The following is a 13,349-nucleotide window of genomic DNA, read 5'->3' as shown; positions in this document are numbered from 1 at the left end:
TGTTTATTTGGAACAATAGATTCCATTTTAGCCGGATTATCTACATGAATAACACGAATAGTATGGAAATACAGCCAAATCAGGGAGCTGCAAGGGCGGCTCCAGTAATCACTACGGAGATCATTATGGAGAAAGTGGCACTGGTAACAGGAGCTTCCCGTGGCATAGGCGCGGCGATCGCCTCTCGCCTGGCAAAGGATGGCTTTACCATTCTGGTGAACTTTGAAAGTAATATTTCAGCTGCCGAAAAGTTGGTAAACCGCATTGAAACCGAGGGTGGCAAGGCGGTTACTGCCCAAGCCGATATCAGTGATCAACAGGCGGTTTCGCGCCTATTCAACTCGGCAGAAGTCACTTTTGGCGGAATCAATAGTGTCATCAATAATGCGGGCATTATGAAGCTAGCCCCTCTGGCAGAATGTGAAGAAGATGATTTCGATCGTCAGGTAGCTGTAAACCTTAAGGGCACCTTCAATGTCATGCGTGAAGCCACCGCAAGGCTTCAAGAAGGCGGCCGCATTATCAACTTATCCTCGAGTGTCGTCGACTTGTGTATGCCGAATTACAGCGTATATGCGGCGACCAAAGCAGCTGTTGAAGCTCTGACCCAGGTAGTCGCCAAGGAAATGCGGGGGAGAGCTATCACTGTGAATGCCGTCGCCCCAGGGCCCACCGCTACCGAGCTATTCCTGTCGGGGAAGACCGATGAAATGGTGAATACTCTTGCCAAAATGTCGCCACTTGAGCGCTTGGGCAGGCCTGAAGATATTGCAAATACCATTGCCTTTTTAGTCAGTGAGCAAGGTGGCTGGATCAATGGACAGGTCATACGAGCCAATGGTGGTCTTGTCTAGCCTCACAAGCAATCACCCTTCTATTTAACATTCCTCAGCTAAGCGTTATGCGAGCTGGGATGATTTAGGACTAAAAAGCCAATGACCGCTCAATCACCGGTACTATGGGGTAAATACATCAGGGACACCCTTATCGCTGCGACCGTAGCCAGTGCAGCAGCATTTACTTGCTATATGCTAGAACTTCCTCCCTGGGCCATGTTTGTTGGATGGGTTGCTTTCTTTACCCAACCAAATTCTGCCTCAAGTGCAATCTCCAGCGGGGTTTGTATTGCTCTAGGGATATTGATGGGAATGACAGCAGCTATAGTCAATACCCTTTTGCAGCCAGTGGTAGGCGGCATTGCCTTTGTAGTTACAGTTTTCTCCGTTGCATTTGTGGTGGTATCGCTAAGAGGACTGCCACTTGTAGGTAATATCATTGCCTGGTTTTTAGGGTTAATCACTTTCTTTGCGGCCCATCCAGCCAATGCTCTTTCTGGAGTGATTGGGCTGACAATAGTGACCGCTCTAGGCATACTCGCTGGCTATTGCTGCTCCTACCTACAATCTCTTGCTGGAGAAACTAAAGCTAGTTGATAGTCAGGGAGTCTCGGCATAATTCAGCATTATCCCTGAGGGCCTTAAGAGGCTCCCTGATTAGAACTAATCCCAACATATATTCAAAACTAGATAAATTGAGCGCTAAGTCATACCCTCTCTCAATTCACACCGCAGATATCCAGTATCTTATTCATTAGATCATTATTTCTACTGCTTAACATACGCGATATAGTATAGTGGTTTTTATTTTTCAAAAGTATATATTCGCACGGGCTTTTCGTTTGCTGTAGCTTCCCACAGTATCTTTTTGACTGATCAATAAATTCCGCAGTCTCATCATCACCTACTGCAACAATCGTTTTGGTGAAACATCTAATATCGCCAAAAATGGGACTCAAATTAGTAACGTCATCTTCTGATAAACGCAGAGATTCATTGAGATAAGATTGCCTCATCTTTGTTAAATCATAGAGCCCACTTAACATAATAGCGCCGCTAATAGAGCTACGGACTTCAGGTGTCCACTCAAATTCTAAAATTTTAGCGACAAGAAAGGCCCCAACAGAGTGACCACAGACCACTATATTACTGGGGTTGCCATTCCAGCGATCAATATTCTTATATATCCATAAGAATGCCTTTATATTTTGCTCATTAATTTCTTTAACACTGACGGCGGGCGCCAAATCATAGTTGACCAAAGCAACTGTACACCCGGCCTCTACAAAGGGCTTGGCAATGTACCGGTATTGCTTTTTATCTAGCGCCCGGAAATACCCACCGTGGATGAACACAAAAACCGGTGCATTAGGAGATTTAGCAGGAAATATATCTAATTTCTCACCGGAACTATCTCCATAGCTGATATCCAGTGAGCTTCTTAGGGATTGCGTGGCAAGATAGCTTTGTAGCTCATTAATTAACAGATGGAGTCTACCAAATGGGTGCCGCTTACGTAGATTAAACTGATCGTCATATTCACTCATTTCCTGTGTCGGCTCCGCAATTACTGGCTTAAACTGCCTATTTTACACCGATGGGGCTCCCTAGCGTCTGAGGAACCGCTAAACAAATTCGTGACTCCCCTGGCTTATGGAGCAATTCATGCTGAGGCGGGACTTATCTTTCAGGAAATCGCAGGTTTATGGAGCACTCCTCAATACACTAAGAATGGGCATTGAAAGCCCTTTCTGACTGATACCTTTACATGAGCTAGGCCAGCTTAATGAATGCGTAAATCTACTATTTGCAGTTCAAAGAATAAGTATATTTCGTACAAAATCTATTCAACAAAGAAGGAATCCCTGTAACAATCAAGATCTGAAGAGTATTTAACAACTAAATACCTGCCAACTACATTAACAAATCAGATATAGCGTACAAAAGTTGGAAGGCCATCTCGCTTTTGTTAACCCAAAGAAAGAAAATATAATTTAGTCAGGCTTTCTGATCTATATTGGTCTTGCCCACAAAAAGTAGACACTCTAACTATGCGTATTTTCGTTCATACTCTGCTGGACTTACATAGCCCAATGCAGAGTGCCTACGAACCCTATTGTAGAAAATCTCAATGTATTCAAACACCTCAGATTTTGCTTGCTCTTCGCTTTCGAATGTTCCGGCATAGACCAGCTCGACTTTTAGCCTGCTAAAGAATGATTCCATTGCCGCATTATCCCAACAGTTAGCCTGGCGACTCATACTCGGCTTGCACTTACTTTCGGACAAGAGATCCTGGTATTTCTGCGATCGATATTGCACACCCCTGTCAGAGTGAACTAGCAGTCCAGGCTTTATTGGTCGTCGCTCTAGGGCCATTTTCAATGCTCGACGTGTCAATTCATCGGTCATCTGCGAGTCGAATGCCCAACCTACAATACGTCGAGAGTACAGATCCATAACTACCGCGAGGTATAGCCACCTATCCAGAACCCAGATATACGTAATGTCACTGGTCCAGCGGCAATTTGGTCGATCCACATCAAAGCAACGCTTAAGTAAGTTGGCGGAGACGTTAATGCTCCCCTCTACGGGCTGACTATATCGAAAGCCTTTGCCGTTTCTCGCTTTAATATGTTCCTGTTGCATAAGCTTAGCGACGTAGTTCCGCGAGCATGGCTCACCTAACTCTTGAAGCTCGCAAGCAATTCTAGGCGCGCCATAACGACCTTTAAACTCAACAAACGTCTCTCGGATTTTCTCGATTGTTCGTATCTCTCTAATCGTGCGAGCAGATGGCAATCGCCCCCGCCATCGATAATAACCCGATCTTGAGACTTCTAAACACCGACACATCAAACTAACCGGGAATGACCCTACATGCTCTTGTATCAATGCGTACTTTACTCTTGGTGGTTCGCAAAGTACGCAGCTGCCTTTTTTAGAAACTCAACCTCCTGACGAGCTTCATGCAGCTCCTTCTTGAGTTTGCGAACTTCAGCGCTTTCCTGTTTGGAATAGTCGACACCGTCTAAACTATTGAACTGCTTATCAGACAGTCGATTAAATTGACGACGCCAGTTGTAGATCTGCTGTGCGCTGACGCCTAGCTCTCGCGCCACAGAAGCCGTTGTTGCTCCAGCCTTTTCCGCTCTCTTAACTGCTTCTCTGCGGAACTCCTCCGTATACGCCTGAGTTCTTTTCTTACCCATGATACACCTCCGTGTTAGGCCTAAACCTAACTATACAGGGTGTCTACTAAACGTGGGTAAGTCTTATATATAACGCCAATAGTTGCATTTTTAGTTTTATCCTACAAATTTTGAACTACAGATCCGCAGAGGACCAAAAGAATGTTAAAGCGTTTAACCGTGTCTATTCTAAGCCTCGTTATACTGTGCGGCATACCCTTCGTATCATCTCAAGAAAACCCAAAACCTTTTGTTTTCACTGCCATTCCAGACCAGGACCCGGAGCGCTTACAAAAACGCTTTGGCAAAGTTGCACAGTATTTGTCCGACACGCTTGGGGTTGAAGTTAAATACTTACCGGTCAAATCCTATAGCGATACGGTTGAAGCCTTTAAAAATAACAAGGTCCAATTGGCCTGGTTTGGCGGATTTACCGGGGTGCAAGCCCGTATTGCAGAGCCTGGCGCTAAGGCCATTGCCCAGGGAGAAGGAGATCAAAATTTCACCTCCTATTTTATTGCGAATAAAAGTACAGAACTCACTCCCTCAAAAGACTTCCCCCGTGGTATTGAAGGTATGACATTTACTTTTGGCTCAGAGCACTCCACTTCTGGACGTCTAATGCCGGAATACTTTATTCGAAAAGCGTTTGGTAAGCCCCCTGCCGAGGTGTTCAGCCGTGTGGGCTTTGGAGGTGACCACTCCAATACCCTGGATCTTGTGCAATCTGGGAAGTATCAGGTTGGCGCCCTGAATCACAAAGTGTGGGAGAACGAAAAGAAAGCCGGCAAAGTGGATGAGAGCAAGGTGCAAGTAATCTGGAAAACCCCAGGATATCCAGATTACAACTGGACAATTCGTGGGGATGTCGATGAAACCTGGGGCAACGGCTTCTTAGACAAGGTCCAGCAGGCGATTTTGAATATGCGGGACCCTAAACTACTTGCCGCATTTCCCCGCAAAGGGTTTATCAAAGCCGACAACTCAATGTACCAGCCAATCGTCGAGACCGCTCACGAAATTGGCTTGTTGAATAATGAGTAAGCGAGCTGTTGGCCCTGCCGACCGACCTGATTCTTACTTAAGAACTCTCCGGGGAAGACAGATCCTGCAAACGCTCCCTGATAATAGTTGCCAATCTCAGTGTGCCGGGGCCGATATCATCCCGGTTAGGAAAGATCAGATACATAGGGACCTCTCTTTTACCTCCTCCTTCAAGGGGCAGCGGTTTTAGACTTCCCTCAATAAGCTCATTATGGATTTTATCTTCAGGTAACCAAGAGAAACCGTACCCCTGACAGGCGGCTCTGATCAAAGAAGACATGCTGCTTAGCGTCCATCGCTTAGCGACGTCAACCGTAAGCGTTTTACTTCCGCGCTGGGGGTTAGTATCCCGAACCACCAAATGCCGGTGATTACGGAGATCTTTCATTGTCAACGGGCGATCCAACTTATGTAGGGGATGGCTGGGGTGCGCCACGGGAACAAGCCGGGCAGGAGCCGGCAGTAACTCACCATTGTAGCCCTGGGGGATTCTAGGACTGATCGCAAAATCGACCCGCCCTTCATTTAAAGCCTCCAAAGCACCACTGATCACCATTTCATGGACTTCAATACGGGTCTGGGGGCTCTCTTCACCAAATAGCGCTAGGCAGTCCAGCAACAACCAAATTGGGAATAGTACCTCCACGGAAATCGCGATTTGGGACTCCCATCCAGCCGAGGCCCGGTTAGCGGCCTGCTCTATTGCAGAGGCATCCTCTAGCAATTGCTTTGCATGCCGGTAAAGCATCTCACCAGCGGCAGTCAGAATCGCCTTGCGTCCACTAATCGTGAAAACCGCTACTGCCAGTAGTGATTCCAACTTCTGCACTGAATAGCTTACCGACGACTGACTCTTGTGCAGAAGCTCGGCGGCCTTTGCATACCCTCCCCCTTCAACTACCGCTATCAAGCAACGCCACTGCTCAAGAGTGATCTTTGGGTTTGATAATTGTGTCAATTGTTGGCTCATAATCGAATTTTTAGATGGGAATAAGCAAATAATTCTAATTTTTAATCAATTTAATGAATGTTTCAATAGCTCATACAAAGTTACTTACGAGGAAGCAGTCATGGCAAAGGTACTCAACATCAAGTCCAGCCTCTTTCAAGAGAACGGCCAGTCATCTCAACTTACGGACAATTTCATAGCGAGCTGGAAGGCTAAGAACCCGGAAGATGAAATCATCCATCGTGACTTGGTATCCGAGCCTGTACCTCATCTGAGCCTGGAGCACTTTCAAGCCCACAATACGCCAGCTGATAGCCGTTCAAACAAGCAAAGTGAAATTGCAGAACTTTCGGACAAGTTGATAGAGGAGATATCATCGGCAGATCTGCTGGTGCTAGGTATCCCGATGTATAACTTCAACGTCCCGTCTAATTTGCACACCTACTTCGACTTTATTGCACGTGCAGGGGTAACATTCCGATATACCGAAAACGGCCCTGAGGGCTTATTAAGCAACAAAAAGGCCATCATCTTCATTTCACGGGGTGGTGTTTATGGTGATGATCACCCCCAAAGTAATTACCTTCGACAGTTCTTGGGGTTTATTGGTATTACTGATGTGGAGTTTGTCTATGCTGAAGGCTTGGCAATGGGAGATGAAGCAAAAGAGAAGGCGTTGGCTACGGCAAGAGAGCGTATTGCTGAAATTGTGTGAAATAATGGATTTACGAAACATTTAATATGTGGCTTTTGGGGGGAGTATCCGTTCCTCCTGCCACAATCAGGCCAGATAGGCAGTCAGTTAAAATATACATTGCCCGACTAGCAAAACTAGAGATCTTAATAAAAATCTCGGCAAGTGTATTTATTTATAGATAGCTACACCCTGATAGCAATGCGATCACTCATAACATATGAAGCGATAAGCAAGCATATTCAACCTACCCCAGCACTAGTATTCATATGAATCTGTCAACGGTACTATTAGAAACAGTGGACATTTAATGAACAAGTGGAAAGCAACTATCTCGAAACGCCCCAAAGCGTCAATCTCCCTCGGTTCTGAATGGGGACTCTAAGTCTGAGGCGGTTAACATGAAAAGAATGTTTGTCATTGATATGTAGTAAAAAGACTATTGCTTAGCTGTTCACCGCATCATCCATATACTTCACTGACTCACCAATAGAAATAGTAAATACGCCGGCATTGCCATTAGTATATTCACGTTTCCATGAATTATAGCCTTCCTCATAATCAGGTATCTCACACTCCCCCATTAGTTCAGATATGCTTGCCCCTAGCGCCTCAATTGAAAATGGCATATGAGTAATTTCCTCAATGACCTCTCCACTATTAGGGTTATTAATTTTTATACCTGAAATCTGAACATGCACTACCATTGAGTCGTCTTTAGACTCTTCAATTTTTAATATGATAGCCCGGGAATTCTCCTCGCCTTCTCGATTATCATACTTCCACACTTGGCCTTCTTTAACTTTTAAATCCATCCTGACTCCTCTCTTTAAATTAGCTATTAATAACTTTTATGTAATGTCGATGCTTCCTCGCATGCCCCATAGAAATAATAGTCTATGAACATCTAAATCAAGCTTCTATTCTGCGCTCCATCTTGCTTAGAAGTGAGGCTCAATCATGTACGGAGCATTTTGACTCCAAACACTATTCGGCTTCTTGATTTAAATCATTGCTAACGTTTCATTACTTCAACGAATAATTTAAAACGATAACATGTTGGCGGTGCTGGAACTAAAGAGGTTCACTTTGTATCTTGAGACTCGCAGCAGCAGCCTATTCAGGGATTTTGTGGTCAACGGGGGGCTATAAAGCAAAAAGCCAGGCCCTTTTTTAACCTGGCCTGGCTTTATTAACTCTATAGTTGAAGCTCTGTTAAAGCACTTCAGCTGCTTCTGCTCTCTCGTTCTTTTCCGACGAGACACCTTGTTTAGCAATCTCCACTTTCTGCTTATGTACCCTTCTGCCAAACAACCGCTGCACCACAACAAAGAACAGTGGGATAAAGAAGATTCCCAGTAGAGTTCCAACAATCATGCCTCCGAACACACCGGTACCGATTGCCCTTTGGGCACCTGAGCCAGCTCCAGTTGCTATGGCTAAGGGCAACACCCCCAAACCAAAAGCGAGAGATGTCATTAAGATCGGGCGCAACCTGTCCCGTACAGCTCGCATCGTGGCATCTACCAACTCCATACCGCCTTCCAGGTTCTGTTTAGCAAACTCCACAATCAGGATGGCATTTTTACTGGTTAACCCCACTGTTGTCAGCATCGCGACTTGGAAGTAAATGTCGCGTTCCATACCCCTTAGGCTATTTGCAAGTACCGCACCCAGGATTCCCAGCGGAGCCATCAATAGTACTGCCGTCGGTACTGTCCAGCTTTCATAGAGAGCAGCCAAACACAAGAACACGATCAAAAGGGACAAGGTATACAGCAATGGGGTTTGTGCTCCAGCAGAGCGCTCTTGATATGAGAGACCACTCCACTCCATACCAAAACCAGCGGGTAGCTGCGCCACTAGGCGCTCAACCTCTTCCATTGCTTCACCAGAGCTGACTCCGGCTGCAGCCTGCCCATTAACCTGCATTGAGGGAACGCCGTTATAGCGCTCCAAGCGGGGGGAACCGTATTCCCAGCCAAAACTGGCAAAGGATGATAGCGGTACCATATCGCCTTTATCGTTACGCACTGACCACAATTGGAAGTCTTCCGGGACCATCCTAAAGGGAGCATCAGCCTGCATATACACGCGTTTTACCCGCCCGCGATCGATAAAGTCATCAATATATGAACCGCCCCATGCTGTACTCAAAGCGCTGTTAATATCGTCGATAGACAAGCCAAGCGCAGCTGCTTTTGCATTATCAATTTTTACACGAAATTGCGGGGTATCCTCTTGGCCATTGGGGCGAACATTAGCCAAAAGTTCACTCTGCCCGGCCATTCCCAGAAACTGGTTCCTGGCTGCAGTTAAAGCCTCATGGCCCAAACTGCCATTATCCTGAAGATAGAAGTTGAAACCACCAGAAGAACCCAACTCGGGGAGCGGCGGAGGTGCGAAAGCGAAAGCCATCGCATCTTTAATTTGCATTAAGGCACCCATCGCGCGCATGGCGACAGACCCAGCGCTCTGAGACTCTTCCTCACGCTGGGACCAATCTTCCAAATTTACAAAAGCAATACCGGTATTTTGCCCGCTACCGGCAAAGCTGAACCCCTGTACCGAGAATACTGATTTCACGATACCCTGCTCATTGTTCAGGAACTGGTCCTCTACTTTTCGGATAGAGTTCATAGTGCGCTCCTGGGTTGCCCCCACCGGCGCCTGCACCATGGAGAACAGCACACCCTGATCCTCATCCGGCAGGAACGAACTGGGCAATCGCAGGAATAGGAAGGCCATGACTGCGGAAAGCGCAACAAACAACAGCATAAAGCGACCGCTGCGCTTCAAAATACCTTGCACTCCACCTTGATAGCGCTTGCTACCTCGATCAAAGTTGCGATTGAACCAACCAAAAAAGCCTTTCTCCCCATGCCCCTCCCCTTTGGATAGGGGTTTCAGCAAGGTCGCACAAAGCGCCGGTGTCAGGATAATCGCCACCAACACTGACAACGCCATAGCTGCAACAATCGTGGCGGAGAACTGACGGTAGATCACGCCGGTGGCGCCATCCATAAATGCCATAGGTACAAACACTGCCGACAAAACTACGCCAATGCCAATCAGTGCCGCAGTAATCTGGTGCATCGACTTCTTCGTGGCTTCTTTAGGGGAGAGCCCTTCCTCCCGCATAACCCGCTCGACATTCTCCACCACCACAATGGCATCATCCACAAGCAGGCCAATTGCAAGCACCATGGCAAACATCGTGAGCATATTGACTGAAAATCCCAGCGAAGCGAGCACGGCAAAAGTACCCATTAGCACCACTGGTACCGCAATCGTCGGAATCAACGTGGCACGGAAGTTCTGAAGAAACAGATACATCACCAGAAACACCAGGACGATCGCTTCAATCAAGGTAGAGATAACACCCTTAATAGATGCCTCAACAAACGGTGTCGTATCGAATGGTACTACCGAAGTCAGGCCTCGGGGAAAGTAAGCCTCCAGCTCCTTCAACTTGGCTTTCACCCCATCAGCAGTTTCCAGGGCATTGGCCCCAGTCGCCAAGTTAATAGCGATGCCGGTTGCAGGCTGGCGATTGTAACGGGAAATAAACTCATAATTCTCCGCACCTAGCTCGACTCGAGCAATATCTCCCAGGCGCAAGAGCGAGCCGTCGTCATTGGCTCTGACGATAATATCCCGGAACTCCTCAGGGGTTTGCAAACGTTCCTGGGAAGTAATTGCCGCATTTAGCTGTTGCCCTGGAATAGAGGGGGCAGCACCGAGGCTTCCGACCGTAACTTGTGCATTTTGGGCCCGCACTGCGTCGGTAACATCACCAGGGGTAAGTTCATAGGTGGTGAGCTTATTGGGATCGAGCCAGATCCGCATCGCGTACTTGGAACCAAATACCTGCACATTGCCCACGCCTGGCACCCGGCTGATCGGGTCAACAATGGCCGAATTGATATAGTCAGCAATATCATTGCGGTTCATACTGCCGTCTTCAGACACAAAGCCGGCAACCATTAGGAAGCCACCTCGAGACTTACTAACATTTACTCCTTGTACCTGGACCTCCTGTGGCAGCAGCGGCATCGCCAGTTGCACTTTGTTTTGCACCTGGACCTGGGCTGTATCCGGGTCAGTTCCATTCTCGAAAGTTAAAGAAATTGAAACACCACCGTTGGATTGACTGGTGGCGGACATGTAAAGGAGACCATCGAGGCCCTTCATGTTGCGTTCGAGGATTTGAGTAACCGAATCCTCAACCACCTTGGCGGAAGCGCCCGGATAATTTGCCTCAATATTGATCGACGGTGGCGCGATATTTGGATAGCGCTCAACTGCCAGCTCGCCGATAGACAACACACCTGCCAGTATCGTGATAATTGCCAGCACCCAGGCAAAGATGGGCCGATTGATAAAAAAACTTGCCATAACCCCTATCCTTAAGACCCCTGCTGTGCAGGCGCTTTGCCAGCCTGTTGATCGCCTTCAGCCGCCGGCAGCTGCTCATTTTCGCGCTCGCTGGCCTGTACCGGGGCTCCCGGGCGAATTTTCTGCAGACCGGCAACTACGACCCGGTCCCCGGCCTCGAGCCCATCTTCCACTAGCCAGCGATTGCCAATCGTACGACTAACCCGCACAGATCGCTGGGCAACCACATTTTCCTCATTAACAACCATGGCTGAGGTGTTGCCCTTTGGGTCCCGCGCGATTCCCTGTTGAGGTACCAGAATTGCGTCTTCACGGACACCACTACCGACAATTGCGCGCACATACATACCCGGCAACAGCATGGTATCCGGGTTTGGAACAACTACTCGCAACAATACGCTGCCCGTTGAGGGGTCAACACTGGCTTCGGCAAACTCCAGCTTGCCCTGGTGCTCAAATTTGCTGCCATCTTCTAATAGGATTGTCACAGGTAGATGAGTGGCATCGGCCAATGTGCCCGCTTGAAGCGCTCGGCGGAGGCTAACAAGTTCAGCTGCCGACTGGGTAACCTCAACATAGATCGGATCTAGTTGCTGCACAGTAGCCAAAGTTCCGGCCTGATTGGCCGTTACCAGAGCGCCTTGAGTAACTGTGGATTTGCCAATTCGGCCTGTAATCGGAGAGGTGACCCGCGCATATTCCAACTGGATTTCAGCCCTGTGCAGCTCCGCCTGAGCTGCGGCTACATCGGCTCGGGCCTCCTGAAGATCGGCTTCCGCAGCATCATTTTCCTGCGTGCTAACAGCACCATTACCCACCAGGTTCGCGGTACGCTCGGCTTTGAGGCGAGCGATGTTCATAGCCGCCTTTGCGCCTTGCAAACTTGCCCTGGCACTATCGACGTCAGCACGATAAAGAGCGTCATCTAGCTGGTAAAGTGGCTGATTTGCACTAACTTGGCCACCTTCACGGAACAACTGGCGTTTTATGATGCCATTAACCTGCGGACGAACCTCAGCCACTTTAAAGGGGGAAGTCCGCCCCGGCAGCTCCCTGGTAAGAGTGACGGATTCCGGCTGAAGTGTGACTACGGTCACTTGGGGGGCCATTCCCGGTGGAGCCGAAGCTTCCTCGTTACACCCCGCCAACAATGCGGAAGCGACCAAAAGGCTGGTGAGAGCTCGGGCTTTTAACATGGTTACCTCTAAAAATGACTGCGCGGACAAAATATTGGCAGTTAGCGGAATTTTTAAGTGACAAGGAAATCTGAGTAAAGTAGCGTGGCATTTTATGAGTACGTAGGAAACAGGATCAACTGTTCATAATCGTGCAATTTTCATCTAACATGCACTTTCACCCAGTATATTCAAGGGTTTGCACATAAAACCCCTTTGCACACTTGCGGTTAAACGCTGCAAAAATGAGCCAGAGTGAAACTAATAATTGATTAAAGAAGCCGCTGTTCCTTATGACCAAACGCAGAGATGAGCAAATTTTGACCACCCGTGAGCGTATATTAAACGCCGCGCTCAATGTGTTTCATGAATATGGAGTGTGTCGCCCTTCCCTTTCCGAAGTCGCAAAGCTGGCTGGAGTTAGTTGCGGTGCTGTTGCCGACCACTTTCACAGCAAAACCGGTTTGCTGCTCGCTCTGACAGAACGCATGGTACTACCCGGCGAACAACTTTGTAATAACGCCGGCGAGCAACTCAACGCCAATCCCCTCGGTACACTGCGAACCCGCTGGGTGTGGCTGTTTCAGGAAATTGCTTGTAACCCAGAGTGGCAGCAGGTACTTGAGATTATCTTCCATCCCTGTGAAGAAAAGGTTACCGAGAATAATGAAGCCCACTTGCGTATGAAGCAAGGGCGCACCCGCGGGCTTGAGCGAATGGCACAACTGATTGCCCTCGCAGTATCCGAGCGCCAACTGCCCGAAGATCTTGATACAGACCTCGCGATGCAGATGTTACACGGTGGCCTGTTCGGTGTGATTGAAACTTGGCTCTTATCCTCAAGAATTGAAGATATCGGCGAACTCGGTGAACGCTATATCGACTCTCTAATCGATATGATCCGCTTCTCCCCCACCATGCGCTTAAGTTCACGGCTGGTCCACACCCTGCACTAACGCACCTTATCCTTATCTATTTCGGTGGGGCATACTGCTTTGCAGTTTTCACCTCACCATAAGTACCTTTTCTCTTTTATGCTCATTGGAAATCCCAAACTGGTTA

12 protein-coding genes are annotated in these 13,349 nt (G+C 48.0%); 5 read left to right on the top strand and 7 right to left on the bottom strand.

Going from position 1 to position 13,349, the window contains the following annotated elements:
• Positions 1-44: 44 nt before the first annotated feature.
• On the top strand, positions 45-854 hold the full coding sequence (locus ACYX4J_RS10130) for an SDR family oxidoreductase (protein WP_476178509.1): 810 nt from the start codon (positions 45-47) through the stop codon (positions 852-854).
• 81 nt (positions 855-935) lie between these two features.
• Positions 936-1,433 carry a DUF1097 domain-containing protein gene (locus ACYX4J_RS10125; protein ID WP_476178508.1) on the top strand — a complete coding sequence of 166 codons (498 nt, stop codon included), beginning with the start codon at positions 936-938 and terminating at the stop codon, positions 1,431-1,433.
• Between the two features lie 122 nt (positions 1,434-1,555).
• Here the strand turns inward: ACYX4J_RS10125 and ACYX4J_RS10120 are convergent, their stop codons facing one another.
• The 3 genes from ACYX4J_RS10120 to ACYX4J_RS10110 form a co-directional block, all read right to left on the bottom strand.
• Positions 1,556-2,383: an alpha/beta hydrolase gene (locus tag ACYX4J_RS10120; protein ID WP_476178507.1), complete on the bottom strand. Its 828-nt coding sequence runs from the start codon at positions 2,381-2,383 to the stop codon at positions 1,556-1,558.
• A gap of 502 nt (positions 2,384-2,885) precedes the next feature.
• On the bottom strand, positions 2,886-3,731 hold the full coding sequence (locus ACYX4J_RS10115) for an IS3 family transposase (RefSeq protein ID WP_282933833.1): 846 nt from the start codon (positions 3,729-3,731) through the stop codon (positions 2,886-2,888).
• Positions 3,732-3,739: 8 nt separating this feature from the next.
• On the bottom strand, positions 3,740-4,048 hold the full coding sequence (locus tag ACYX4J_RS10110) for a transposase (RefSeq protein ID WP_282933834.1): 309 nt from the start codon (positions 4,046-4,048) through the stop codon (positions 3,740-3,742).
• Between the two features lie 141 nt (positions 4,049-4,189).
• Between ACYX4J_RS10110 and ACYX4J_RS10105 the strand changes: the two genes are divergently transcribed.
• Positions 4,190-5,071 (top strand): putative selenate ABC transporter substrate-binding protein, encoded by an 882-nt coding sequence (locus tag ACYX4J_RS10105; protein WP_476178506.1) that lies wholly within the window; start codon positions 4,190-4,192, stop codon positions 5,069-5,071.
• Positions 5,072-5,108: 37 nt separating this feature from the next.
• On the opposite strand, the gene ACYX4J_RS10100 is transcribed toward ACYX4J_RS10105, so the two are convergent.
• The gene (locus ACYX4J_RS10100) at positions 5,109-6,041 is read right to left on the bottom strand and encodes a LysR family transcriptional regulator (RefSeq protein ID WP_476178505.1); all 933 of its coding nucleotides are present in this window, start codon (positions 6,039-6,041) and stop codon (positions 5,109-5,111) included.
• A 100-nt stretch (positions 6,042-6,141) separates the two neighbouring features.
• Between ACYX4J_RS10100 and ACYX4J_RS10095 the strand changes: the two genes are divergently transcribed.
• Positions 6,142-6,735 carry an FMN-dependent NADH-azoreductase gene (locus ACYX4J_RS10095; RefSeq protein WP_476178504.1) on the top strand — a complete coding sequence of 198 codons (594 nt, stop codon included), beginning with the start codon at positions 6,142-6,144 and terminating at the stop codon, positions 6,733-6,735.
• Between the two features lie 425 nt (positions 6,736-7,160).
• On the opposite strand, the gene ACYX4J_RS10090 is transcribed toward ACYX4J_RS10095, so the two are convergent.
• From ACYX4J_RS10090 to ACYX4J_RS10080, 3 genes are all read right to left on the bottom strand, one after another.
• The gene (locus tag ACYX4J_RS10090) at positions 7,161-7,529 is read right to left on the bottom strand and encodes a hypothetical protein (protein ID WP_444913730.1); all 369 of its coding nucleotides are present in this window, start codon (positions 7,527-7,529) and stop codon (positions 7,161-7,163) included.
• Positions 7,530-7,929: 400 nt separating this feature from the next.
• On the bottom strand, positions 7,930-11,112 hold the full coding sequence (locus ACYX4J_RS10085) for an efflux RND transporter permease subunit (protein ID WP_476178503.1): 3,183 nt from the start codon (positions 11,110-11,112) through the stop codon (positions 7,930-7,932).
• 11 nt (positions 11,113-11,123) lie between these two features.
• Positions 11,124-12,308 (bottom strand): efflux RND transporter periplasmic adaptor subunit, encoded by a 1,185-nt coding sequence (locus ACYX4J_RS10080; protein WP_444913728.1) that lies wholly within the window; start codon positions 12,306-12,308, stop codon positions 11,124-11,126.
• Between the two features lie 272 nt (positions 12,309-12,580).
• Here ACYX4J_RS10080 and ACYX4J_RS10075 point away from each other — a divergent pair, with 272 nt between their 5' ends.
• On the top strand, positions 12,581-13,243 hold the full coding sequence (locus tag ACYX4J_RS10075) for a TetR family transcriptional regulator (RefSeq protein WP_444927753.1): 663 nt from the start codon (positions 12,581-12,583) through the stop codon (positions 13,241-13,243).
• The last annotated feature ends 106 nt before the right edge of the window (positions 13,244-13,349 follow it).

Source organism: Microbulbifer sp. ABM4_008 (assembly GCF_056311705.1).
The sequence above is the reverse complement of the archived record's forward strand: the minus strand, read 5'-3'. Positions and strand labels throughout refer to the sequence as shown.

Excerpts from the sequence above, each read along its gene's own strand:
- ACYX4J_RS10130 (WP_476178509.1), top strand. The coding sequence starts at position 45 with ATGAATAACACGAATAGTATGGAAATACAGCCAAATCAGGGAGCTGCA.
- ACYX4J_RS10125 (WP_476178508.1), top strand. The coding sequence starts at position 936 with ATGACCGCTCAATCACCGGTACTATGGGGTAAATACATCAGGGACACC.
- ACYX4J_RS10120 (WP_476178507.1), bottom strand. The coding sequence starts at position 2,383 with ATGAGTGAATATGACGATCAGTTTAATCTACGTAAGCGGCACCCATTT.
- ACYX4J_RS10110 (WP_282933834.1), bottom strand. The coding sequence starts at position 4,048 with ATGGGTAAGAAAAGAACTCAGGCGTATACGGAGGAGTTCCGCAGAGAA.
- ACYX4J_RS10105 (WP_476178506.1), top strand. The coding sequence starts at position 4,190 with ATGTTAAAGCGTTTAACCGTGTCTATTCTAAGCCTCGTTATACTGTGC.
- ACYX4J_RS10100 (WP_476178505.1), bottom strand. The coding sequence starts at position 6,041 with ATGAGCCAACAATTGACACAATTATCAAACCCAAAGATCACTCTTGAG.
- ACYX4J_RS10095 (WP_476178504.1), top strand. The coding sequence starts at position 6,142 with ATGGCAAAGGTACTCAACATCAAGTCCAGCCTCTTTCAAGAGAACGGC.
- ACYX4J_RS10090 (WP_444913730.1), bottom strand. The coding sequence starts at position 7,529 with ATGGATTTAAAAGTTAAAGAAGGCCAAGTGTGGAAGTATGATAATCGA.
- ACYX4J_RS10085 (WP_476178503.1), bottom strand. The coding sequence starts at position 11,112 with ATGGCAAGTTTTTTTATCAATCGGCCCATCTTTGCCTGGGTGCTGGCA.
- ACYX4J_RS10080 (WP_444913728.1), bottom strand. The coding sequence starts at position 12,308 with ATGTTAAAAGCCCGAGCTCTCACCAGCCTTTTGGTCGCTTCCGCATTG.
- ACYX4J_RS10075 (WP_444927753.1), top strand. The coding sequence starts at position 12,581 with ATGACCAAACGCAGAGATGAGCAAATTTTGACCACCCGTGAGCGTATA.